Raw genomic sequence first — 22,677 nt, 5'->3', positions numbered from 1 at the left:
GTCACCGCGCCAGCGGGAGCCAGACGCGCATCGGCGCGGCTCCGCGGTTCGCCCAGGCGTAGTACGGGACCGCGGTCGCGGTGACGTCGCGGACGGCCTGGAGGCCCGTGGTGGCGCTCTCGGAACCGGCCACGTCGTCGACGCTGGTCGCGTCCACGGCGTGATCCGCGCCTCCAGGCCCGTCCAGACGGCGGTACGGCCACGCTGCCTGCTCGTGCTCGGCGGGGGCGTGTCCCTGGATCCGCAGCGTGACGATGCCGTCGAGGAGTCCCTCCTGGCGCTCCTCGGTGATCGGTGCGTCCGCGTCGACCGTCAGGTCGTCGACCGTGAAGCCCTGCTGGTCCGCCTGCTCGACCGCGTACACGAGGGGGCCGCGCTCGATGGCGACCTGCCCCCGGGCGGCGTCGATGCGGGCGTCCGCGACGTACCGGTGCGGCGTCGTGTCGAAGGCGAGCTCGACGGTGTCACCGGCGGTCCACTCGCGGTCGATGACGTGCAGCGTGCCCGCCGCGGGGCTCGCGTCGCCGCCGGCACCCGTGACGGTCGTCGTGTCCGACCACGCCGGGATCCGCAGCCCGAGGGCGAGCGGGCCGTCTTCGGTGACCGTGACGACCACGCGGCCGTCGTGCGGGTACCCGGTCTCCACCCGGACGCTGCCGAGCGTGGCGGTCGCGTACTGGTGCAGCTGCAGGCCGCCGTCAGTCGCCGTGGCCAGGTAGCCGTCGAGGCTCGCGAAGGTGCGCATGATGTTCGGCGGGCAGCAGGCGCAGTCGAACCAGCCGCGGCGGCCGTGCGCGGGGGAGCGGTTCTCGTCCTGGTGCGCGTGGTCCCGCTGCTGCAGCGGGTTGACGTAGAAGTACTCGGTGCCGCCCAGGCTGACGCCGGCGAGGAACGCGTTGTAGAGCAGGCGCTCGATCGCGTCGGCGTACACCGGCTTGCCGGTCGCGAGGAGCAGCCGCCACGCCCACTGGACGCCGCCGATCGCCGCGCAGGTCTCCGCGTAGCCGCGGTCGGTGGGGAGCTCGTACGGGTCGCCGAACGCCTCCCAGTCCCAGCGGGCGCCGAGACCGCCGGTGATGAACGCCTTCGTCGCCATCATGTCCGCGAACTGGCGCTCGCTCGCGGCGAGGAGCTCGGTGTCGCCGGTCTCGATCGCGACGTCCACCGCGCCGGCCGCCAGGTACACGGCCCGGACGGCGTGGCCCTCGACGGTCGTTGCCTCGCGGCTCGGGACCCGGTCGGAGAAGTACGTCGGCTCGCCGCCGGCGCGCTCGATGATGCCGTGCCCGCGGGCGTCGACGAACCAGTGCGCCAGGTCGAGGTACGCGCGGTCGCCGGTCTCGCGGTACAGCTCGACGAGACCCATCTCGACGACGGGGTGGCCGTCGACGTCGTGCTTCTTGGGCGTGCCGTCGGGGGCGGTGCCGTCGCCGAACGTGCGGACGAGGTGGTCCGCGTTCTTGATCGCGACCTCGAGCAGCCCGGTGTCGCCCGTCGCACGGTGCTGCGCCACGGCCGCCTGGTACAGGTGCCCGGCGCAGTACATCTCGTGGCTCCACTTGAGGTCCGTGTACCGCTCACCGTCGCCGCGGATCTGCTGCACGGAGTCGAGGTAGCCGTCGTCGGCCTGCGCCTGGGCGTACAGCGCCGTGACCTCGCGCTGCAGGTCGAGCAGGTCGTCGGACGGTGCGCGGCCGTACTCCCACGCAACCGCCTCGAGCCACTTCGTGACGTCCGAGTCCATGAAGATCGGGCCGGTCGCGTCGCCGTCCTCGAGGCCGGCGGCGATCCGGAGGTTCCGGAAGTTCCCCGCGGTCTCGAGCAGGTCGTAGCCGCCGCGGATCGCGTCGCGGCCGTTGCGCTCCTGCCGGAGTGCCCAGAAGCCGCCGGTGATCCGGGCGGACCCGGTCGGCAGGGGCCGGAGCGTGAGGTGCGCGTCGGCGGTCGGGAGGACCGGCGTCGCGGTCTGCGCGCGGCTGTCGGTCGCGAGCGTGGTGGTCATGTCGCCTCCTTGCGATGTGACTGGTGCCGTTCCGGGCGGGCTGTGCCGGTTCCGGGCTGTGCCGGTTTTCGGGCTGTGCCCGTTTCGGAAAACGGTTTCTGCGGGGGACGTTACGACACGTACCTCGGACGCGCAAGGGGTCCGAACGGTTTTCTGCGTATGCTCATCGTCACGTCCCGCGATCCGGAAAGGAGCTTGCCGTGACACTCGAACGCTCCACCGTCGACCGTGGCGCGCAGCCCGTCCGCATCACCGACGTGGCGGCGCTCGCCGGGGTGTCGATCGGCACCGCCTCCAAGGCGCTCAACGGCACCGGGCAGCTGCGGGACGCGACGCGGGCTCGGGTGAAGGACGCCGCCGAGAAGCTCGGGTTCGTCGGGGACGCCCGGGCGCGTGCGCTGTCCTCCGGTCGGACCTACACGGTCGGCATGATCACCACCGACTCGTTCGGACGGTTCTCGATCCCGGTGCTCCTCGGCGCCGAGGACGCCCTGTCCGCCGGGCAGATGGCCGTGCTCCTCTGCGACACCCGCGACGACCACGTCCGCGAGACGCACTACCTCCGCTCGCTCGCGGCCCGCGGGGTCGACGGCATCATCGTCACCGGACGCTCCGCCGACCCCCGCCCGCCCATCGACGTGTCCATGCCCGTCGTCTACGCCTTCACGCCGTCGACCTCGGCGTCCGACGTGTCGATCACCCTCGACGACTCGGCCGGCAGTGCGGCCGTGGCGTCCCACCTCCTGACGCTCGGCAGGTCGAAGGTCGCGATCGTCACCGGTCCCGAGCGCCACCGGTCCGCCGAACGACGTGTCGCCGGAGCGGTGTCGGTGCTCGGCTCCCGGCTCGTCACCCCGCCGCTGTTCGGCGAGTGGTCGGAGCGCTGGGGGCGTCAGGCCGTCGACGTGCTGGCGCGGGGCTCGATCGACGTCGACGCGATCGTGTGCGGGAGCGACCAGATCGCCCGTGGCGTGTGTGACCGGCTGCGGGAGCTCGGCCGGTCCGTCCCCGAGGACGTCGCCGTCACCGGGTTCGACGACTGGGACGTGATGGCGTTGGCGAGCCGGCCGCCCCTGACCACGGTGGACCTGCGGCTCGAGGAGCTCGGGCGCGTGGCGGGGCGGGCGCTCCTCGACCTCATCGACGGCGGTTCGGCGGCGTCGGCCGCGGTCACGCCGTCCCTCGTCGTCCGCGAGAGCACCGTCGGCGCCTGACGCCGGCCGCGCCCGGCTTCGCCGCTCGTCGTCGTGCCGGTGCCGAGATCGCACTTCGGCGGTCATCGGTCCCCGCCGTGCGCGCGAACGTGCGATCTCGACGGACTCACCGGTGGCGCGGCCGTCTGGGGCGAGTTCGGTGAGATCGCAGTTCGGCGGTCATCGCACCCGGATGTCCCCGCGAAAGTGCGATCTCGGCGAATCAACCCGCGGGGCGGCCGTCTGGGGCGAGTTCGGTGAGATCGCAGTTCGGCGGGCTGTGCGCGCGACGAACCCCGCCGGACTGCGATCTCGGCGGGGCGGCCGGCGGACTCACCCGCCGGGTCGCCGAGATCGCACTTCGGCGGGCGTCGGTCCCCGCCGTGCGCGCGAAAGTGCGATCTCGGCGGACTCACCGGCGGGGCGGCCGTCTGGGACGAGTTCGGTGAGATCGCAGTTCGGCGGGCTGTGCGCGCGACGAACCCCGCCGGAGTGCGATCTCGGCGGAAGGGGGTGCGGGACATGGGGGCGCGGGCGGGTGCGGGGCGTGGGCCAGGGCCAGGGGCGCGGAAGGGCGAGGCGGGCGGGACGCGAGCGAGCGACGCGCGCGGCGTTTGCGGGAGTGAGCGCTCACGTGCCAGGATGTGAGCGCTCACGAGGACGACGAGGTCTGGGAGGACTGCATGAGCGACGACCGCCGACAACAGGTCGTGGACGGCCGCACGACGCTCGGCATCGAGCTCGGCTCCACGCGCATCAAGGCATGCCTGGTGGACGAGGACCTCGTGCCCATCGCCGCCGGCGCGCACGAGTGGGAGAACGAGTTCGTCGACGGTCGCTGGACCTACTCCCTCGAGGCCGTCGAGACCGGACTCCGCGCCGCGTACGCCGCCCTCGTGGCCGACGTCGAGGCCCAGTACGGCGTGACCCCCACGACCTTCCGCGCCGCCGGGGTCTCCGCCATGATGCACGGCTACCTCGCGTTCGACGCCGACGGTGAACTGCTCGTGCCGTTCCGGACCTGGCGCAACACCTCCACGGGGCCCGCCGCCGAACGGCTGAGCGACGCGCTCGGCTTCAACATCCCGCTCCGATGGTCGATCGCGCACCTCTACCAGGCCGTCCTCGACGACGAGCCGCACGTGCCGCAGATCGCCGGCATCACGTCGCTCGCCGGGTACGTGCACCGCCGCCTCACCGGCCGCGACGTCCTCGGCGTCGGCGACGCGAGCGGCGTGTTCCCGATCGACAGCAGCCCGTCCGACAGCGGCCCGGGCGCCCCGGGCTCGCGCGAGTTCGACCACGAGATGGTGGCCCGGACGCAGGAGCTCCTCGGCGACGCCGTGCCGGACCTCGGCGCGCTCCTGCCCGAGGTCCTCGTCGCCGGTGACGACGCCGGAGCGCTCACCCCCGAGGGTGCCGCGTGGCTCGACCCGACCGGTTCGCTCCGCCCCGGCGTCCCGCTCTGCCCGCCCGAGGGCGACGCCGGCACCGGCATGGTCGCGACGAACGCCGTCGCGCCCCGCACTGGGAACGTCAGCGTCGGCACGAGCATCTTCGCGATGGTCGTCCTCGAGCAGCCGCTCGAGTCCGCGCACGAGGAGCTCGACGTCGTCACCACCCCGTCCGGCGACGCCGTCGCGATGGTGCACTGCAACAACGGCGCGAGCGAGATCGCGGCCTGGGCGAGGGTGTTCGGACGCTTCGCGGAGGCATCGGGCACCCCGATGCCGACCGACGACGTGTTCCGGGTCCTGCTGGACGAAGCCGAACAGGCCGACCCGGACGCCGGCGGGCTCCTCTCCTTCAACTACCTGGCGGGCGAACCCGTCACCCACGTGGCCGACGGCCGACCGCTGCTCCTCCGCACCCCGGACGCGCGCTTCACCCTGGGCAACCTGGTGCGCTCCGAGGTGCACGGTGCCTTCGCCACCCTCGCGATCGGCATGGAGGTACTGCACGCCGAGCAGGTGGAGGTCGACCGGATGACCGCCCACGGCGGCCTCTTCCGGACGCCCGGCGCACCGCAGCAGCTGCTCGCCGCGGCGCTCCGCGTGCCCGTCGCCCTCGAGGAGACCGCAGGGGAGGGCGGTGCCTGGGGCATCGCCGTGCTCGCCGCGTACCTCGAGCACACCGAGCACCACCTCGCGGACTTCCTGGCCGAGACCGTCTTCGGCGGGGACGCGGTGCACGTCGCCGACCCGGAGCCGCGCGACGTCGCGGGCTTCCAGACCTACCTCGACCGGTACCGCGCAGCCCTGCCCGTCCAGGCCGTGGCGGCAGCGACCACCGGAACCGACGCGACCGGCACCGGTGCGGCAGCCGCCCCCGGCGCCGACGCGACCACGACCCGAGGTGAGGGGCCGGCAGGAGCCGAGCCGCGCCTCCCGGCAGAGCAGGAAGTGACCCGATGACGGACGTGACCGACCGCACCGACGCGACAGCAGAGGCCGTCGCCGCCACCCGCGCACGCGTCTCCGCCCTGCACGGCGAACTCGTCCGCTACGGCCTCGTCATCTGGACCGGCGGCAACGTGTCCGAACGCGTGCCCGGCACCGACCTCTTCGTCATCAAGCCGAGCGGGGTGTCGAGCGACGACCTGCGCCCGGAGAACCAGGTGGTCTGCACCCTCGACGGCGTCCCGGCCGACGGCTGGGGCAACGCGCACGGCCCGTCCTCCGACACCGCGGCGCACGCCTACGTGTACCGGAACCTGCCCGAGGTCGGCGGCGTCGTGCACACCCACTCCACCTACGCGACCGCCTGGGCGGCCCGCGCCGAACCGATCCCGTGCGTGATCACCGCGATGGCGGACGAGTTCGGCGGCCCGATCCCGGTCGGCCCGTTCGCGATCATCGGCGACGACTCGATCGGCCACGGCATCGTCGAGACGCTCAGCGGCCACCGCTCCCGGGCCGTGCTCATGCAGAACCACGGCGTGTTCACGATCGGCAAGGACGCGAAGGACGCCGTGAAGGCCGCGGTGATGTGCGAGGACGTCGCCCGCACCGTGCACATCGCGAAGCAGCTCGGCGACCCGGTCCCGATCGCGGCAGCAGACATCGATCGACTCTTCGATCGCTACCAGAACGTCTACGGACAGAACCCCGAAGGAGCCATGCGATGACGCAGCCGGTCGACCCCCAGGCAACACTGGACAGCTACGAGGTCTGGTTCCTCACCGGCAGCCAGGGGCTGTACGGCGAGGAGACCCTCCGTCAGGTGGAGTCGCAGAGCAGGCAGGTGCACGCGGAACTGGCCGCGGCGCTGCCGGTGAAGCTCGTGTGGAAGCCCGTCCTCAAGGACGCCGACGGCATCCGGCGCGCGCTCATCGAGGCCAGCGCGGACGACCGGGTCATCGGCGTCACCACGTGGATGCACACGTTCAGCCCGGCGAAGATGTGGATCGGCGGTCTGCAGGCGCTCTCGAAGCCGCTGCTGCACCTGCACACGCAGGCGAACGTCACGCTGCCGTGGGCGGACATCGACTTCGACTTCATGAACCTCAACCAGGCCGCGCACGGTGACCGCGAGTTCGGCTACGCCCTCGCGCGGCTCGGTGTCCGGCACGCGACCGCCGTCGGGCACGTGTCCGACGAGCGGGTGCAGCAGCGGGTCGCGAACTGGACCCGTGCGGCCGCCGGTGCCGCCGCCGTCCGCTCGCTGAAGCTCACGCGGTTCGGCGACAACATGCGCTACGTCGCGGTCACCGAGGGCGACAAGACCGAGGCGGAGATCGAGCTCGGCGTGCAGGTGAACACCTGGGCCGTGAACGAGCTGGCGTCGGCAGTCGAAGCGGCGGAAGCCGACACCAGGGCGGTCGACGAGCTCGTCGCCGTCTACGAGCGCGACTACGACGTGGAGCCGGCGCTGCGTGACGGAGGCGACCGCCACCAGGCGCTCCGCGACGGCGCCGCCATCGAACTCGGTCTGCGCGCCCTCCTGTCGCAGAACCAGAGTGCCGCGTTCACCACGAACTTCGAGGACCTCGGCTCCCTCAGGCAGCTCCCCGGCCTCGCCGTGCAGCGCCTGATGGCCGACGGCTACGGCTTCGGTGCCGAGGGCGACTGGAAGACGGCTGTGCTGGTGCGCGCGATGAACGTCGCCGGTGCCGGGCTCCCCGGTGGCGCGTCGCTCATGGAGGACTACACGTACGATCTCACCCCGGGTGCGGAGAAGATCCTCGGCGCGCACATGCTCGAGGTCTCGCCGACGCTCTCGTCGTCGCGTCCCACGCTCGAGATCCACCCGCTCGGCATCGGCGGCAAGGACGACCCGGTGCGCCTGGTCTTCACCGCCGACCCCGGCGAGGCCGTCGTCGTGGCGCTCTCGGACACCCGCGACGGCTTCCGCCTCACCGCGAACGTCGTCGACGTGGTCCCGCCGACCGAGGCGCTGCCGAAGCTCCCCGTCGGCCGTGCCGTCTGGGAGCCGCGTCCGTCGTTCCCGGTCGCCGCCGAGGCCTGGCTCACCGCCGGCGCCGCCCACCACACCGTCATGACGACGGCCGTCGGCCTGCAGGTCGTCGAGGACTTCGCGACGATGGTGGGCACCGAGTTCCTGGTCATCGACGAGCACACGACGTCCCGCGGCTTCCGGGACGAGGTCCGCTCGCAGCAGACCTGGCACCGCCTCGACCGCGGGTTCTGAGGGACCGTACGATGAGCGACGTGATCGCAGCGCAGCGCACGCGGACGAACTGGGCCGGCAACGTCACCTACCGGGCGTCGGGTCTGGCGCGGCCGACCTCCCTCGACGAGGTGCAGCGGCTCGTGGTGACCACGCCGCGTCTGACCGCGCTGGGGTCACGGCACTCGTTCAACACGATCGCCGACACCGACGCCCTGCAGGTGTCGCTCGCGGACCTGCCGCCGGTGCTCGACATCGACACGGAACGTCGCGTCGTGCGCGTCGCCGCCGGCATGGTCCACAGTCAGGTCGCCGCCGGCCTGGAGGCACGTGGCTGGGCCCTCGCGAACCTCGCGTCCCTGCCGCACATCTCCACGGCCGGGGCGGTCGCCACCGGCACGCACGGTTCCGGTGTGCGGAACCCCTCGCTCGCGCAGGCCGTCGTCGGCCTCGAGGTGGTCCGCGCCGACGGTTCCGTGGTGTTCGTCGACGCGTCCTCGCCGGACGGGGCGCTCGACGCCCACCGGGTGGCGCTCGGCGCGCTCGGCGTCGTCACCGCGGTGGAGCTCGCGATCGAGCCGACGTTCCAGGTCGCCACCACGGTGCACCTCGACCTGCCATGGGACGCCGTGGTGTCGCAGTTCGACGCCGTGGTGTCCGACGCGTACTCGGTGTCGCTGTTCACGTCGTTCGACGACCGCGGTGCCCGGCAGGTCTGGGTGAAGCACCGCACCGACGAGCCGGCGCCGTCCGTCGACCTCGTCGCGCTCGGCGCCCGCCCTGCCACCGGTCCCGTGCACCCGGGCGAGAACGACCCTGCCGGCGTCACCGAGCAGGGCGGCGTGCCCGGGCCGTGGTCCGAGCGGTTGCCGCACTTCCGGTCCTCGTTCACCCCCTCCACCGGGGCGGAGATCCAGGCGGAGTACCTGCTGCCCGCGGCCTCGGCCGTGCCGGCGCTGCAGGCGTTGCGGCCGCTGCAGGAGCTGTTCGCCCCACTCCTCATCGCCGCCGAGGTCCGCACCGTCGCGCCCGACACGGCTTGGCTCGCGCCGTCGTCGGGACGGCAGTCGGTCGGGATCCACTTCACGTTCCGACGGGACGCCGCCGCCGTGGCCGCCGCAGTCGAGCGCATCGAGGACGTCCTCGCGCCGTTCGACGCCCGGCCGCACTGGGGGAAGGTCTCGGCGACGAGTGCCGAGCGGCTGCACGAGGTGTACCCGAGGCTGTCGTCGTTCGCCGCCCTGGCGCGGGACCTCGACCCGACCGGCCGGTTCCGGAACCTGTTCCTGGCGCGCGTCCTGGCCTGAGCACTCGGCGGATCCAGGACGAACGCATCGGGAATACCGGGACGTCGCACCGGACTTGGACCGTTACGCCGTGCGACGTCCGTCGCACGCGGGATTCGGACGGGTGACCACCCCGGTGTCAGGATGGACGACGCCCGGTGACCCGGACCCGAGGCCCGCGACGACCACCCCACGGCCGTCAGAAACCCCCCTTCTTCCCACGAGGAGCAGCATCGTCATGAGACGCCCGAAGCGCCTGATCATCACCGCAGCGGTGGCCGCAGCAGCAGCACTGACGCTCGCCGGCTGCTCGGGCGGGGGAGCCTCGGACGACGCGTCGGGCGGCGCCGGCGGCACCAGCAAGGGTGGGACGCTCAACATCCTCACGACGGCGACGTCGGTGCACCTCGACCCGGCGACGAGCCAGAACCTCAACATCACGACGCTCGGCCTCGTGCTCCGTCGTCTGACCGCCTGGGACGTCGAGCCCGGCAAGACGGCGAAGGTCGTCCCGGACCTCGCGACGAACACCGGCGACTCGAGCGACGGCGGCAAGACCTGGACCTACCACCTCAAGAAGGGGCTGAAGTTCCAGGACGGCTCCGCGATCACCACGAAGGACATCAAGTGGGGCATCGAGCGCTCGTTCGCGCCGACCCTCACCGGTGGCCTGAGCTACCACAAGTCGCTCCTCGTCGGCGGTGACACGTACAAGGGCCCGTTCGACGGCAAGACGCTCGACAGCATCGAGACGCCGGACGACTCCACCATCGTCTTCAAGCTCAACGCGGCGTACGGCGACTGGCCGTGGCTCGTGTCGATGCCGGCGTTCGCGCCGGTCCCCGAGGGCGACGGCACCGACACCGGTGCGTACGACGCGAAGCCCGTCGCCTCCGGCCCCTACCAGGTGCAGTCGAACACGCAGGGTTCCGAGATCACGCTCGTCCGGAACAAGTCCTGGAGCGCGAAGACCGACGAGGTCCGCACCGCCGGCCCGTCGAAGGTCGTGTTCCAGGAGAGCCAGGACCCGTCGACGGTCACCCAGACGCTCATCGCCGACAACGGCGACGCGAAGGACTCCTTCGGCGCCACGTACCTCGGCGCGGCCGAGCTGAACCAGGTCCGGTCGAACCCGTCCGCGCAGGACCGCCTCGCCACGTCGAAGGCCGGCCCGATCACCTACATGGCGATCAACACGCAGAAGGGCTCGCTCAAGGACCTGCAGGTCCGGAAGGCGCTGCAGTACGCGGTCGACAAGAAGTCGTTCCGGATCGCCGCGGGCGGTGCCCTCGCCGGTTCCTACGCCACCACGCTCATCACGCCGGGCATCGCCGGTCGCCAGGACTACGACCTGTACAAGCCGGGCGCGACGGGTGACGTCGCGAAGGCGAAGAAGCTCCTGCAGGAAGCCGGCGTGTCTGACCTCAAGCTGACGCTCGCCACGCAGAACGACCCGTCGAACCTCGCTCAGGCGCAGGCCCTGCAGGCCGGCCTCAAGCGCGCCGGCATCACGGTCACGCTGAAGCCGCTCGACTCCGACTCGTTCTACACGGCCGTGACGGACGGCACCGACTTCGACCTGGCGCTGTTCAGCTGGCAGCCGGACTTCCCGTCGGCGAACGCCAACATCCAGCCGCTCTACGACTCGTCGCAGATCGGTGGGGGCGGCTACAACGTCTCGAAGTACAGCAACCCCGAGGTGGACGCCCTCATCAAGGAGGCCAGCGCGACCGTCGACCAGAAGGACGCGCAGAAGCTGTGGGCCGAGGCGGACAAGAAGATCATGGCCGACGCGCCGATCGTCCCGCTGACCTACGCGAAGCAGTCCTTCCTGGCCGGTTCGAACGTGCAGAACTTCCAGATCGCGGACTTCCCGGCGTACCCGAACTACCTCAAGGTCTCGCTCGCGAAGTGAGTTCGCCGCTGCTCGAGGTCGAGGGGCTCCGCGTCGCGTTCGGCGACGCGGAGCCCGTCGTCCGTGACGTCACCTTCTCCCTCACGCCCGGCCGGGTGCTCGCCCTGGTCGGTGAGTCCGGTTCGGGCAAGTCCGTCAGCGCGATGAGCGTGCTCGGGTTGCTGCCGCCGGAGGCCCGCGTCTCCGGCAGCATCCGGTTCCGTGGCACCGAGCTGGTGGGTGCCTCCGACGACGAACTGCGCGCCGTCCGCGGCGCGGGCATCGGCGTCGTGTTCCAGGAGCCGATGAACTCGTTCACGCCCGTGCTGTCGATCGGCACGCAGATCGCCGAGGCGGTCCGGGCGCACCCGACGGAGCTCAGCCGTGCCGCGGTGTCCGCGCGCATCGACGAGCTGCTGCGGGCCGCGGGCATCACCGACCCGGAGCGGATCCGGAAGGCGTACCCGCACGAGCTGTCCGGTGGGCAGCTGCAGCGCGCGATGATCGCGATGGCGCTGGCCGGCGATCCGGTGGCGCTCATCGCGGACGAGCCGACGACCGCGCTGGACGTCACCGTGCAGGCCGGGATCCTCGACCTGCTCCGCCGCCTCGGCCGGGAGCGGTCGCTCGCGGTCCTGCTCATCACGCACGACATGGGGGTGGTGGCGGACGTCGCCGACGAGGTCCTCGTGATGCGCCGCGGCGACCCGGTCGAGCACGGGACCGTCGCCGAGGTCTTCGCGCACCCCACCGCCGGGTACACCCGGGCACTGCTCGCGGCCGTCCCCAGCCTGGAGGCGCGTGGCGGGTCCGAGACGGCGACCAGCGGATCACCGCTGGTCGCCGCTGCGGACGCGAGTCGCGCCTCCAGGCCGGTGGTCGCGCAGCTGCGCGACGTCGCCGTGCGGTACGCACGCCGCGGCGAACCCACCGTGTCCGGCATCGACCTGGAGCTCCGCGCCGGCGAGACCCTCGGTCTCGTGGGGGAGTCCGGCTCCGGCAAGTCGACCATCGGGCGTGCGCTCGCCGGTCTCGTACCGGTCGTCGCGGGCTCGGTCGAGGTGGACGGCAGCGACCTCCGCACCGCTCGCGGCAAGCGCCTCCGGCAGGTGCGCAGCCGCGTCGGCATCGTCTTCCAGGACCCGGCGTCCTCGCTCAACCCGCGACAGACCATCGGGTGGAGCATCGCCGAACCGCTCCTCGTGCACGACGCAGCGTCGCCCGCGGATCGAGCCGACCGGGTCCGCGGCCTCCTGACCGCGGTGCAGCTCGACCCGTCGTGGGCGGAACGGTTCCCGCACCAGCTCTCCGGCGGACAGCGGCAGCGCGTCGCCGTCGCCCGGGCCCTCGCGCTCCGGCCCGCGCTCGTGATCGCCGACGAACCGACCTCCGCGCTCGACGTCACCGTGCAGGCCGCCGTCCTCGACCTGCTCTCCTCGCTGCAGGACGAGTTCGGGTTCGGCATGCTGCTCATCAGCCACGACCTGGCCGTCGTCCGCCAGCTCGCCGACGAGGTCGTCGTGCTCCGGAACGGACGCGTCGTCGAACGCGGCACGACCGACGCGGTGCTCGACGACCCGCAGCAGGACTACACGCGCATGCTCCTCGCCGCAGCGCCCGTCGCCGACCCGGTGCGACAGGCTGCTCGCCGCGAGGCCTGGCGTGCATGGGAAGGGGTGGCCTCGTGACCGCCAACGTCGTCGACCGTCCGGTCTCGGCCGCCGCGAACCGCAGCACCGGCTTCCGCGCCGTCGTGCGACGGGTCCGGCAGGACCGCTGGGCCGTCGCCTCCGCGATCGTCATCGTGGTGTTCGTCGTCGTGGCCGTCGCCGCGCCGCTCATCGCCGCCGTCACCGGGCAGGACCCGTACGGGTACAACATCGACGCGCTCAACTCGTTCGGTGCGCCGAAGGGCTTCGGCGGCGGGATCAGCGCCGAGCACTGGTTCGGCGTCGAGCCGCTGACCGGCCGCGACCTGTTCGCCATCGTCACCTACGGTGCCCGCACGTCGCTCGGGATCGGGCTCGCCGCGACCGTCGTCTCGATCGTCATCGGCGTGCTCGTCGGCGTCACCACCGGGTTCTTCGGCGGCTGGTACGACCGCGTGCTCTCCCGGGTCGTCGACGTGATCTTCGGCTTCCCGTCCCTGGTGTTCATGATCGCGCTCACCGCGATCGTGCCGACGTCGTTCCCGAAGCCCGTGCTCGTCGTCCTCGTCATCGGGTTCTTCGGCTGGCCGTCCGTCGCCCGCGTCGTCCGCGGTCAGACGCTGTCGCTCGTCAGCCGGAACTACGTCGTCGCCTCGACCGCGATGGGCGCCGGACGCTGGCACGTCATCCGGACGCAGCTGCTGCCGAACCTCGCCGCGACGATCACCGTCTACGCGACGATCTCGATCCCGTCGATGATCGGTGCCGAGGCCGCGCTGTCGTTCCTCGCCGTCGGCGTCACCCCGCCGACGCCGTCGTGGGGCCGGAGCATCGGCGACGCGATCGGCTGGGTGCAGACCGACCCGATGTACCTCGTGTTCCCCGGCGCCGCGCTGTTCCTCATCACCCTGGCCTTCAACGTGCTCGGCGATGCCCTGCGCGACGCCCTCGACCCGCGAGGGAGCAACCGATGAGCACCTTCCGCTTCATCGCCATCCGTGTCCTCGGTGCCGTCGTCGTGTTGTTCGTCGTGGCCGCGATCACCTACGCGCTGTTCATGCTCCTGCCGACGAACCCGGCACGGGCGATCTGCGACAAGCCCTGCACGCCCGACCGGCTGCGCGAGGTGCAGGCGTTCCTCGGCACCGACAAGCCGTGGATAGCCCAGTTCGGTGCGTACCTGGCCGGCATCTTCACCGGCCGGACCTTCGGCTCCGGGGCGTCCGTCATCCACTGCGCCGCACCGTGCTTCGGGTACTCGTTCCAGCTGCACGACAGCGTCACGAACCTCATCCTCACGCGCCTGCCCGTCACCGCGTCGATCGCGGTCGGCGCCGCCGTGCTGTGGCTCGTGGCCGGGGTCGCCGGTGGCGCGCTGTCCGCGCTCCGCCGTGGCACCTTCGTCGACCGAGCCGTGATGACCGTCGCGGTCGCCGGGGTGTCCGCACCCTCGTACCTCGTCGGACTGCTCGGCATCCTGGTGTTCGGCTTCGTGCTCGGCGTCCTGCCGACGAGCGGCTACGTCGCCTTCGCGGACGACCCCGTCGGCTGGTTCACGCACCTGATCCTGCCGTGGTGCGTCCTCGCGTTCATCAGCGCCGCGATCTACGCCCGGCTCACCCGCGGCGAGATGCTCGAGTCGATGTCGCAGGACTTCGTCCGGACCGCCCGCGCGAAGGGCCTCCGCGAACGCCAGGTCGTCGTGCGGCACGGGCTCCGGACGGCGATCCTGCCAGTGGTGACCCTGTTCGGGCTCGACCTCGGGTCGCTGCTCGGCGGCGCGGTCATCACCGAGAAGGTGTTCTCCATGCAAGGCCTCGGGGCGCTCCTCATCGACGCGGTGCACACGCTCGACCTGCAGGTCGTCGTCGGCTTCACCCTGTTCTCGGCGATGCTCATCGTCACGGCGAACGTGATCGTCGACGTCGTGTACGCGTTCGTCGACCCGAGGGTGCGCCGCCGCGCGTAGGGCCGTGCCTCGCACGGTGCGAGGTGCGCACGGTGCGGGGCCCGCACGGTGCGTGCCGCGCACGGTGCGAGGTGCGCACGCCGCCGCTCGGTCCGGTGCGAGGTTCCGTTCCCCGTGCGACCACGCCCGGGTCGCACCGGGGACGTTTCCTCGCACCGAACGGCCGCGCGACCGAGGCGCCGGACGCCCGACCTCGCACGGTGCGAGGTCCGCGGGTCAGCCGACGGACGCTCGGTCCCACCAGCGCAGGACCCGCGTGCCCGACAGGGTGAGCCACTTCGACGGTTCGCCGGCGGGGACGTCCACCTCGAACCACTGCCGTCCCGGGGGTCGTTGGCCCTGCGTCCACGTTCCGTCGTCGTTCCGCGCGGCACGGACCACCTCGATCGCGTCGGCAGCGCGCGGGTCGGGTGCCGTGCCCTCGTGCAGGGCAGCGGCACGCAGGTGATCTGTCGCCCGGAGCGCGGTGTAGATCCAGCGGAACGGGTACGCGAACCGGGTCGCCCAGGGCCCGACGAGCTCGCCGTCGGACTTCCGGTGCAGCAGCCGCCGCTCGAGCAGGTACTCCGCACCGCGGTGCCGGGCGGCGCGGAGTTCCTGGGCCCGCGGGTGCCGGCCGCCGCTCAGCTGCTCGTGCTGGAGGAGCCCGTCGAGGACGTTCAGGGTCGAGTGGAACGACGACACCGTCGACCCTTCGACCCACTCGCAGTTCCAGCCGCCGTCCGGCTGCTGGTGCTCGAGCATCCACTCCGCGAGTCCGTCGACGTCCGCGCCGAGCCACGCCCCGTTCGCGAGCGTGAAGGCGTTGATGCAGCAGTCCACTTCGCCCGCCCAGTACGGCAGCTGCTCGTACTCCCACCGGCTGTTCGCGTCGAGCCGGGCCGCGGTGTCGCCGAGCACCGACGCGTCGACGCCCCAGTCGCGCAGGGAGTTGAGCGACCAGGTCGTCGCCGTGTAGGGCTGGCCGGGCTCCTTCGCCTCGGGGCTGTCGGGGTCGAAGTCGGACGGGAAGTACGCGCCGCCCGCCCACTGTCCGCCGGGGTCCTGCTCCGCGAGGAGCGCGGCGCCGAAGCCCTCGGTGGCGACGCGGGCGCGGGTGGCCTCCCATGTGGAGGCCGGCGCGCCGACGAGGTCGCGCTCCACCTGCCACCGGATCGCCGGGTCGGAGTCGAGCAGCCAGCCGACCGTGTCGTCACTCATGGCGCGGAGACTACCCGCGACGGGCGCGACCGGCATGCCCGGTCACCGCTACCCGACGAACCGGTAGGTCGCCCCGTCGTCCGTCCGCTCGAGCACCCCGAGGTCCACTGCGTCCCGTCGCACGATCGCCACGTCCTCGGCGAACATCGCGATGGCGGCGTTGAGCACGGGCTCGGGCACCGGGCGGGAGGTCCCCAGCCGGTCGAACACCAGCTCCACGATGCGGACCGACAACGGGTGCCGTTGGTCGTCGGGGACGGGCATCCGCGCGATGCGGTCGAACTCGAGCAGCGCCGCCGGCCCCTGCAATCGCTGGAGGGCCCGCGCGGTCCGCCCGAGCGCCGGAGCGTCCGGGCCGTCCGCACCGAGCCAGTCGAAGGCCGCGATCGCCGCCTGCGTTCGGTCGTCGAGCTCCGCACCACCCACGACGGCGGCACGGAGGGTCGGGCTGGCCAGGACCGCGACCGCCTGGCGCGCCCGACCGACCGCTGCAGCGACCTCGCTCATGCCGCCGACACTACGCCGAGGTCTGTCGCCCGCTCCGCTCGCGTGGCTCGTCCGGTGCGAGGTTCCGTGCCCCGTGCGACCCCGCGCGGGTCGCACCGGGAACGTTTCCTCGCACCGAACGCCCGCACCGGCGCTCGCACCGAACGCCCGCACCGGCGCCCGCCCGCCCAAGGCTCAGAAGTACGTGATCCCGTGCGGCGTCCGCGGCGGGGTCAGCATGGCGCGGAGCAGCGCCGGCGCAGCGGCGTCCACGGCGCGGAGCAGCCCCGCCGCGGCCAACGTGACCGGTGACACCGACCCGATGAGCAACGCACCCAGGTCGGCCACGTCGAGCTGGATGTCAGAGCCGGCCACGTCGGCGTCGTCGGCGACGCGTGTGACGCGGCCCCGTGCCTCCAGGACGTCGAGCCGGTACGTGCCGGAGGCGAACCCGAGCGCATCCGTCACGGCGAGCGTCAGCGAACCGTCGACGGCGTACGGCCGCGAGGCGAGCACTGCCGGCACGTCGAGGACGCGCAGCCAGACGTGGTCCTCCTCGTGGTCGACGTCGTACGCGCGGTTGTCGCCGAGCGCCGCGACGATGGGGTCGTCGAGCCGTGAACGGTTGTACTTCACGACGTCGTTGAGGTCGATCGAGAGCAGGAACTCCCACAGCGACAGGTAGGCGGCGTCGGTCGCGTAGACGAGGTCGACGACCTCGAGCACGGTGTCGTCGTCGCGGCTCTCCTTGACGCGCCAGGTGACGTACCCGTCGACCTCGTCCGAGTCGGCGGGGCGGTGGACGGCGGCGCGGACGTCCTTCGCCTTCTCACCCTCGTAGTTCCGGAGGCCGAGCGCCACCGGCCAGGTGCCCGCGTTCCGCACCATGGAACCGGGCGTGCGCGCGTCGAACCGGTCGAAGACCGAGCGGGCCGGGCCACCGGCGAGCCACTGGGGCGTGACGACGCTGACGGTGCCGGTGGTCGGGGCGAGGAAGGGCAGGGCGCGGTTCCGGCGGACGCTCACGGCGCGCTCGCGGACGGCGCAGCCGAAGCCGAAGCGGCGGTAGATGGTGCCCTCGGACGCGGTGAGCGACGCCATCGCGTAGCCGTCGGCCACCCCGCGCTCGAGCGCGTGCGTCATCATCCGGCGGAGGATGCCGCGGCGACGTTCGGTCGGACGGACCGTCACGGCGGAGATCGCCTGCGTGTCGATCGAGGATCCGTCGCCCCAGCTGAGCGGCTTGCGGAACCACGCGAACGTGCCGGCGGGCCAGGTCTCGTCCACCGAGCCGGGTGCGGGGCGGCGGACGTGGGCACCCAGCCAGGTGTTGCCGTCCTCGACGAAGTGCTCGACCATGCGGGCCGCGGCCTCGTCGCCGGGGTGCGTCTCGTGGAAGCCGAGCCCGACGGCCTGCATCCAGGCCTCGGTCTCGGCGTTCGGTGCCCCCTTGTCGTCCGTGCCGGGCGCGAACTCGCGCAGCTCGTAGCGGTCGTCGAATGCCTCGTTGCTCACGGTCCGACACTATCGGTGGGCGGTGACGGTGTCCCGTCAGCGGCGGGCGCTGACGGTGTCCCGTCAGCGGTGGGCGGTGACGGAGTCTCGTCAGCAGCGCCCGATAGCCGCTCAACGTCGGCCGATGACCTGCTTGCCGAAGACGGCTCCGAAGCGTCCGACCGAGCCGATCGACAGCGCGGACCCGATCGACCCGACGGACAGGAACGACCCGACGGACAGGATCGAGGCGAACGACCCGATGCTCAGCACCGCGACCGCGCTGAGCACGGACCCGACCGCCACCCAGGACCCGACCGAACTGCTGGTCCGGGACGACGCGACGGAACCCACCGCATCGGCGGAGGCGACGGACGGACGGTGCGACATGGGCGTCACGCTACGCGTGCACCGGCCTGGAGGCACGGGTCGTCACCGCCCCGCCGGTGCGGTTGCGCGCTGGTCCGGTGGTTCGGAACGGCGGGACCACGCAGGGTCAGCGCAGGGCGGCGAGGTCCGGCCGGGTTTGCACGGGTGCGAGCCACAGGGTCAGGAGCACCGCGGTGATGCTGCCCGTCGCCATGATGGCGGCGAGGACGACGATCTGGAACCGGCCGGCCTCGAGGGGTGACACCCCGCCGAAGACCGCGCCGACGAACGCCCCGGGCAGGGTCACGAGCCCCGTCGTCTTCGTCTGGTCGACCGTCGGGATGAGCGCCGCACTCACCGCCCGCCGCACCAGGTCGGTCGTCGCCCGCCGAGGTGAAGCGCCGAGCGCGAGCCAGCCCTCGACCTCGTCCCACCGGTCGTCGACGAGCTCCCGGAACCGCCGTCCGGCGATCGTGGCGATCGACATCGCGTTCCCGATCACGATCCCGCCCACCGCGAGCGCGTACCGCGGGGAGAGTGCGATGGCTCCGGTACCGAACACCACGAGACCGCTGACCAGGATGCCCGCAGCCATCGAGACCGCGACCGGCACCACCATCGCCCGGAGGTCCCCGAGCCGCCTGGCAGCAGTGAGGACGGCGACGACGAACATCACGCTGAGCGCCAGGCCGATCAGCAGCGGCGACCGGATGACACCGGTGAGGACGAGGCTGATCGCGGCGAGCTGCACGACCCCGCGGGCGATGGCGCTCGCCGGTGCCCACGGCGCCGAGGCCCGGGCCGCCAGCAGGACGCCGGTGGCGACCGCGATGAGAGCGAGCACACCGATCAGGGTGTGGGCGAGTGCGTCGGCGGTCACGGCGCACCCTGTCCGGTGAGCGACTGCCGCACGAGTCCGCGGAGCCACTCGTGCGCGGGGTCCGAGGTGGAGCGGCGGTGCCAGGTCAGGACGACCGAGACGGCCGGCAGCTCCACGGGCGGGGTGAACGCCACGGTGTCCCCGGCGGCCGCCGCGCGCGAAGCGATCGACCCGGGGACGACGACGACGGCATCGGTGGCGCGGACGACCTCGATCGCCGCACTCGTCGACGCCACCGAGGCGATCACCGAGCGCGAACGACCCGCAGCGGCGAGCACCTCGTCGATCCGGTCACCGAACCGGCCGCGCCGAGAGACCACGACGTGCGGCGCTGCCGCCCACGCCGCGAGGTCGACGGTGGCCAGGTCGACGGCATCCTCGTCGGCATCGGCATCGGCATCGGCATCGTCGCCGTCGCCGAGCAGCGGGTTCCCGCGTCGCGCCAGCCCGACGAGGGGGTCCGTGGCGACCTGGTCGTGGTCGATCTCGGCGACCGCAGGAGCCGCCGAGCCGATCTCCAGGTCGACCAGCCCGCGACGGAGGTCCGTGTCGTCGCCGTTCGCTTCGCCCAGGAACCGCAGCGCGACGCCGGGCGCGACGAGTCGTGTCCGCTCGACCAGTTGCGGTGCGAGGACGGAGACGAGGGCGTCGTGTGCGCGGATCGTGAACGTCCGGTGCAGGGTGCCGACGTCGAGGGTGGTCTCCGGCGTGAGGACCTCGCGGCTGCGGAGGACGAGGGACCGCACCTCGGCGTGCATGGCGAGCGCCCGAGGGGTCGGTCGCATCACCCGTCCGGCCCGGACGAGGATCTCGTCGCCGGTTGCCTGCCGGATCCGCCCGAGCGCCCGGCTCATCGCCGGTGCGGAGAGGTGCAGCCGGTCAGCGGCACCGGTCACGCTCTGCTCCTCGAGCAGGGCGTCGAGCGCGGTGAGCAGGTTGAGGTCCAGTTGCACGAAACGCAATCTACACCTGCGCGGAATGTACTGGTGCGCAATCGAGTCCGTTCGTAGCGTTGCTCCCGGACCGACGGACCACGTCGGAGGACACGGAGAGAACGATGATCGACAACCTGCATCTCGAGTCCCGAGCGGCGACCGACCGCGAGCTGCTCGACGGCGTGACGACCGCCGTCGCGAACGCGGCACAGGTGCTCCTCGAGCGATTCTCCGCCGCGAACCGCGTGGACGGTCCGAGGGCACTGATCGACGCGATCGACGCGAACGACGCCGCCTCGATCGCCGTGCTCCGCCCCGCCCTGGAACGACTCCGCCCCGGCGCACGGTGGGATGACGACGAAGAGGGCCACGGCGCCCTCGGGCCGGGCGAGTGGTGGGTGACGGACGCCGCCGAGGGCAACGTCAACCACGTCCACGGCTCGCCGAACTGGGGTGTGACGGCGACGCTCGTGCGCGACGAGGTGCCCGTGCTCACGGCCGTGGTGCTGCCGGCGCTCGGACAGGTCTTCACCGCGGTCCGGGGCGACGGAGCGCGCCTCGACGGAACGCCGATCAGGGTGTCGGCGAAGACCGACCTCGTCGCCGCCCTCGTCGGCACCGGCCAGGCGAAGCCGGGCGAGGCTCCGGAGATCCGCCGCCGGATGAGCGGCTCGATCGACCGCGTGCTCGATGCCGCGCTGCTCGTCTCCGCCTCGGTCCCCGCGACCGTCCAGCTCGTGCAGGTCGCTGCCGGCCACGTCGACGGCTTCTGGCAGTTCGGGCAGGTCCGGTCCGGCCTGGTCGCGGGTGCACTCCTCGTCGAGGAGGCCGGGGGAGCCGTGATCGACACGAACGGTGCCCCGTGGACGCTCGCGAGCGACGACTTCGTCGCGGCCGCACCAGGACTCGCACCCTCGCTCGCAGCCGTGCTGGCCCGCTGACCACCCCGAACCCCGAACCCCGAACCCCGAACCCCGAACACCGAAGGAACGCCCATGAACACCAACACCAACACCACCCCCACCACCATCGCCGTCCTGGGCGCAGGACGTGTCGGCACGACGCTGGCCCGCGGTCTCGCCGCCGCCGGACACCCCGTCACCCTCGGGGTCCGTGACCCCGCGACGACGCAGGAGCGATGGGCGGACACCCCGGACAGCCCGCACACCCCGGTCACTGTCACCGACGTGCCGACCGCGATCCGCGCCGCCGCCGTCGTGGTGAACGCCACACCGGGCGACACGTCGCTCGAGCGGCTGACGGTTCTCCGCGCCGAGCTCGCCGGACGGATCCTGCTCGACGTCTCGAACGCGACCACCCGGACCGCCGACGGCATGCCCGGCGGCCTGGCGTACGCCGATGGGAGCCTGGGCGAGCGGTTGCAGCTCGCGCTCCCGGAGACCCGCGTCGTGAAGGGCCTCAACACCATGCTCTTCTCGGTGATGGCTGCTCCGGCGGCGCTCGACGTCCCGCCGACCGCGTTCCTCTCCGGGGACCATGCCGACGCCAAGGCGGTCGTCCGCGACGTCCTCCGCGGCCTCGGCTGGCAGGACGAGTGGATCGTCGACCTCGGGCCGATCGCCACGGCGTCCGGCACGGAGTCGATGGCGCTCATCGTGCCGAGCCTGCTCGGCGCGATCGGGTTCGCACCCTTCGCGCTGTCGCTCGCGCGCTGAGCGTCGCCCGCCGAGCCCGCCGAGCCCGCCGAGCCCGCTTCGCGAACACTGTGTTAACTCTTCACACGATGCCGGGCTGGTTCGCCACACTGACGGTGGGCCCCGCGAGCAGTCCCGTCGCCGAGCCCACCTCCACCCGGAGCCGTCAGCGCTGGCGGCACACACAAAGGAGCCTTCATGGGCACGATCACCACGAACGACGGCACGGAGATCTTCTTCAAGGACTGGGGCTCGGGACAGCCCATCGTGTTCAGCCACGGCTGGCCGCTGTCCGCCGACGACTGGGACACCCAGATGCTGTTCTTCCTGGCACAGGGCTACCGGGTCATCGCGCACGACCGCCGCGGCCACGGCCGTTCGACCCAGACGTCGGACGGGCACGACATGGACCACTACGCCGCCGACCTCGCGGCACTCACCGAGCACCTCGACCTCCACGACGCCATCCACATCGGCCACTCCACCGGCGGCGGTGAGGTCGCCCACTACATCGCGCAGTACGGCGAGGAGCGGGTCGCCCGGGCCGTCCTGATCAGCGCCGTGCCGCCGATCATGGTGCAGACCGAGAACAACCCCGGCGGGCTGCCGAAGAGCGTCTTCGACGACCTGCAGGCCCAGCTCGCCGCGAACCGGTCGAACTTCTACCGAGCGCTGCCGTCCGGTCCGTTCTACGGGTTCAACCGTCCGGGCGCGGAGCCGTCGGAGGCCATCATCGAGAACTGGTGGCGGCAGGGGATGATGGGCGGCGCGAAGGCGCACTACGACGGGATCGTGGCGTTCTCGCAGACGGACTTCACCGAGGACCTCAGGAAGATCAGCGTGCCGACCCTCGTCATGCACGGTGAGGACGACCAGATCGTCCCGTTCGCGGACGCCGGCCCGCTCTCGGCCGAGCTCGTGCAGAACGGCACGCTGAAGGCCTACCCCGGCTTCCCGCACGGCATGCCGACGACCGAGGCCGACACGATCAACGCCGACATCCTGGCCTGGTTGCGCGCGTGACGGAACGGGGTGC

19 protein-coding genes are annotated in these 22,677 nt (G+C 72.3%); 12 read left to right on the top strand and 7 right to left on the bottom strand.

The window, feature by feature from the left end:
- Window position 1: 1 nt before the first annotated feature.
- Complete coding sequence (locus DEJ28_RS13820; protein ID WP_111117467.1) at window positions 2-2,002, bottom strand: glycoside hydrolase family 127 protein; 2,001 nt, start codon at window positions 2,000-2,002, stop codon at window positions 2-4.
- A 200-nt stretch (window positions 2,003-2,202) separates the two neighbouring features.
- On the opposite strand from DEJ28_RS13820, the gene DEJ28_RS13815 reads away from it, so the two are divergent.
- The 9 genes from DEJ28_RS13815 (at window position 2,203) to DEJ28_RS13775 (ending at window position 14,622) form a co-directional block, all read left to right on the top strand.
- Window positions 2,203-3,216, top strand: coding sequence for a LacI family DNA-binding transcriptional regulator (locus DEJ28_RS13815; RefSeq protein WP_111117466.1), 1,014 nt, complete (start codon window positions 2,203-2,205; stop codon window positions 3,214-3,216).
- Between the two features lie 662 nt (window positions 3,217-3,878).
- Window positions 3,879-5,609: a xylulokinase gene (locus tag DEJ28_RS13810; protein ID WP_111117481.1), complete on the top strand. Its 1,731-nt coding sequence runs from the start codon at window positions 3,879-3,881 to the stop codon at window positions 5,607-5,609.
- Window positions 5,606-6,322, top strand: a complete 717-nt coding sequence (locus DEJ28_RS13805) for an L-ribulose-5-phosphate 4-epimerase (RefSeq protein WP_111117465.1) — start codon at window positions 5,606-5,608, stop codon at window positions 6,320-6,322. Before DEJ28_RS13810 ends, DEJ28_RS13805 begins: the two co-directional genes overlap by 4 nt.
- Window positions 6,319-7,845 carry an L-arabinose isomerase gene (gene araA / locus DEJ28_RS13800; RefSeq protein WP_111117464.1) on the top strand — a complete coding sequence of 509 codons (1,527 nt, stop codon included), beginning with the start codon at window positions 6,319-6,321 and terminating at the stop codon, window positions 7,843-7,845. Before DEJ28_RS13805 ends, araA begins: the two co-directional genes overlap by 4 nt.
- 11 nt (window positions 7,846-7,856) lie before the next feature.
- On the top strand, window positions 7,857-9,131 hold the full coding sequence (locus DEJ28_RS13795; protein ID WP_111117463.1) for a D-arabinono-1,4-lactone oxidase: 1,275 nt from the start codon (window positions 7,857-7,859) through the stop codon (window positions 9,129-9,131).
- A 217-nt stretch (window positions 9,132-9,348) separates the two neighbouring features.
- A complete protein-coding gene (locus DEJ28_RS13790) occupies window positions 9,349-11,025 on the top strand; it encodes an ABC transporter substrate-binding protein (RefSeq protein ID WP_111117462.1) in 1,677 nt (558 codons plus the stop codon).
- Window positions 11,022-12,692, top strand: a complete 1,671-nt coding sequence (locus DEJ28_RS13785; protein WP_111117461.1) for a dipeptide ABC transporter ATP-binding protein — start codon at window positions 11,022-11,024, stop codon at window positions 12,690-12,692. Before DEJ28_RS13790 ends, DEJ28_RS13785 begins: the two co-directional genes overlap by 4 nt.
- The gene (locus DEJ28_RS13780) at window positions 12,689-13,627 is read left to right on the top strand and encodes an ABC transporter permease (protein ID WP_220034683.1); all 939 of its coding nucleotides are present in this window, start codon (window positions 12,689-12,691) and stop codon (window positions 13,625-13,627) included. The genes DEJ28_RS13785 and DEJ28_RS13780 overlap by 4 nt, the downstream gene beginning before the upstream one ends.
- The gene (locus tag DEJ28_RS13775; RefSeq protein ID WP_111117459.1) at window positions 13,624-14,622 is read left to right on the top strand and encodes an ABC transporter permease; all 999 of its coding nucleotides are present in this window, start codon (window positions 13,624-13,626) and stop codon (window positions 14,620-14,622) included. The genes DEJ28_RS13780 and DEJ28_RS13775 overlap by 4 nt, the downstream gene beginning before the upstream one ends.
- Window positions 14,623-14,838: 216 nt before the next feature.
- Here DEJ28_RS13775 and DEJ28_RS13770 read toward each other — a convergent pair whose 3' ends face one another.
- From DEJ28_RS13770 to DEJ28_RS13745, 6 genes are all read right to left on the bottom strand, one after another.
- The gene (locus DEJ28_RS13770) at window positions 14,839-15,822 is read right to left on the bottom strand and encodes a squalene cyclase (RefSeq protein ID WP_111117458.1); all 984 of its coding nucleotides are present in this window, start codon (window positions 15,820-15,822) and stop codon (window positions 14,839-14,841) included.
- A 48-nt stretch (window positions 15,823-15,870) separates the two neighbouring features.
- Entirely contained in the window at window positions 15,871-16,329 is a 459-nt protein-coding gene (locus DEJ28_RS13765) for a DUF2087 domain-containing protein (RefSeq protein WP_111117457.1), read from the bottom strand.
- Between the two features lie 174 nt (window positions 16,330-16,503).
- A complete protein-coding gene (locus tag DEJ28_RS13760; RefSeq protein ID WP_111117456.1) occupies window positions 16,504-17,823 on the bottom strand; it encodes a GNAT family N-acetyltransferase in 1,320 nt (439 codons plus the stop codon).
- Between the two features lie 111 nt (window positions 17,824-17,934).
- On the bottom strand, window positions 17,935-18,192 hold the full coding sequence (locus tag DEJ28_RS13755) for a hypothetical protein (RefSeq protein ID WP_111117455.1): 258 nt from the start codon (window positions 18,190-18,192) through the stop codon (window positions 17,935-17,937).
- 106 nt (window positions 18,193-18,298) lie between these two features.
- Complete coding sequence (locus tag DEJ28_RS13750) at window positions 18,299-19,051, bottom strand: ABC transporter permease (protein ID WP_111117454.1); 753 nt, start codon at window positions 19,049-19,051, stop codon at window positions 18,299-18,301.
- A complete protein-coding gene (locus tag DEJ28_RS13745) occupies window positions 19,048-20,004 on the bottom strand; it encodes a LysR family transcriptional regulator (protein ID WP_111117453.1) in 957 nt (318 codons plus the stop codon). Before DEJ28_RS13745 ends, DEJ28_RS13750 begins: the two co-directional genes overlap by 4 nt.
- A gap of 104 nt (window positions 20,005-20,108) precedes the next feature.
- Between DEJ28_RS13745 and DEJ28_RS13740 the strand changes: the two genes are divergently transcribed.
- The 3 genes from DEJ28_RS13740 to DEJ28_RS13730 all read left to right on the top strand — a co-directional run bounded on the left by DEJ28_RS13740 (window position 20,109) and on the right by DEJ28_RS13730 (window position 22,664).
- Window positions 20,109-20,927 carry an inositol monophosphatase family protein gene (locus DEJ28_RS13740; protein ID WP_111117452.1) on the top strand — a complete coding sequence of 273 codons (819 nt, stop codon included), beginning with the start codon at window positions 20,109-20,111 and terminating at the stop codon, window positions 20,925-20,927.
- A 54-nt stretch (window positions 20,928-20,981) separates the two neighbouring features.
- On the top strand, window positions 20,982-21,662 hold the full coding sequence (locus tag DEJ28_RS13735) for an NADPH-dependent F420 reductase (protein ID WP_111115083.1): 681 nt from the start codon (window positions 20,982-20,984) through the stop codon (window positions 21,660-21,662).
- 177 nt (window positions 21,663-21,839) lie between these two features.
- Window positions 21,840-22,664, top strand: coding sequence for an alpha/beta fold hydrolase (locus DEJ28_RS13730; protein WP_111115084.1), 825 nt, complete (start codon window positions 21,840-21,842; stop codon window positions 22,662-22,664).
- Window positions 22,665-22,677 lie beyond the last annotated feature (13 nt).

The sequence above is a fragment of the Curtobacterium sp. MCPF17_002 genome (assembly GCF_003234115.2).
GTDB lineage: Bacteria > Actinomycetota > Actinomycetes > Actinomycetales > Microbacteriaceae > Curtobacterium.
The sequence above is the reverse complement of the archived record's forward strand: the minus strand, read 5'-3'. Positions and strand labels throughout refer to the sequence as shown.

What these genes read in the sequence shown, in the direction of transcription:
- DEJ28_RS13820 (WP_111117467.1), bottom strand. Translation starts at nt 2,002, where the DNA reads ATGACCACCACGCTCGCGACCGACAGCCGCGCGCAGACCGCGACGCCG.
- DEJ28_RS13810 (WP_111117481.1), top strand. Translation starts at nt 3,879, where the DNA reads ATGAGCGACGACCGCCGACAACAGGTCGTGGACGGCCGCACGACGCTC.
- DEJ28_RS13805 (WP_111117465.1), top strand. Translation starts at nt 5,606, where the DNA reads ATGACGGACGTGACCGACCGCACCGACGCGACAGCAGAGGCCGTCGCC.
- araA (WP_111117464.1), top strand. Translation starts at nt 6,319, where the DNA reads ATGACGCAGCCGGTCGACCCCCAGGCAACACTGGACAGCTACGAGGTC.
- DEJ28_RS13795 (WP_111117463.1), top strand. Translation starts at nt 7,857, where the DNA reads ATGAGCGACGTGATCGCAGCGCAGCGCACGCGGACGAACTGGGCCGGC.
- DEJ28_RS13790 (WP_111117462.1), top strand. Translation starts at nt 9,349, where the DNA reads ATGAGACGCCCGAAGCGCCTGATCATCACCGCAGCGGTGGCCGCAGCA.
- DEJ28_RS13775 (WP_111117459.1), top strand. Translation starts at nt 13,624, where the DNA reads ATGAGCACCTTCCGCTTCATCGCCATCCGTGTCCTCGGTGCCGTCGTC.
- DEJ28_RS13770 (WP_111117458.1), bottom strand. Translation starts at nt 15,822, where the DNA reads ATGAGTGACGACACGGTCGGCTGGCTGCTCGACTCCGACCCGGCGATC.
- DEJ28_RS13765 (WP_111117457.1), bottom strand. Translation starts at nt 16,329, where the DNA reads ATGAGCGAGGTCGCTGCAGCGGTCGGTCGGGCGCGCCAGGCGGTCGCG.
- DEJ28_RS13755 (WP_111117455.1), bottom strand. Translation starts at nt 18,192, where the DNA reads ATGTCGCACCGTCCGTCCGTCGCCTCCGCCGATGCGGTGGGTTCCGTC.
- DEJ28_RS13740 (WP_111117452.1), top strand. Translation starts at nt 20,109, where the DNA reads ATGATCGACAACCTGCATCTCGAGTCCCGAGCGGCGACCGACCGCGAG.
- DEJ28_RS13735 (WP_111115083.1), top strand. Translation starts at nt 20,982, where the DNA reads ATGAACACCAACACCAACACCACCCCCACCACCATCGCCGTCCTGGGC.
- DEJ28_RS13730 (WP_111115084.1), top strand. Translation starts at nt 21,840, where the DNA reads ATGGGCACGATCACCACGAACGACGGCACGGAGATCTTCTTCAAGGAC.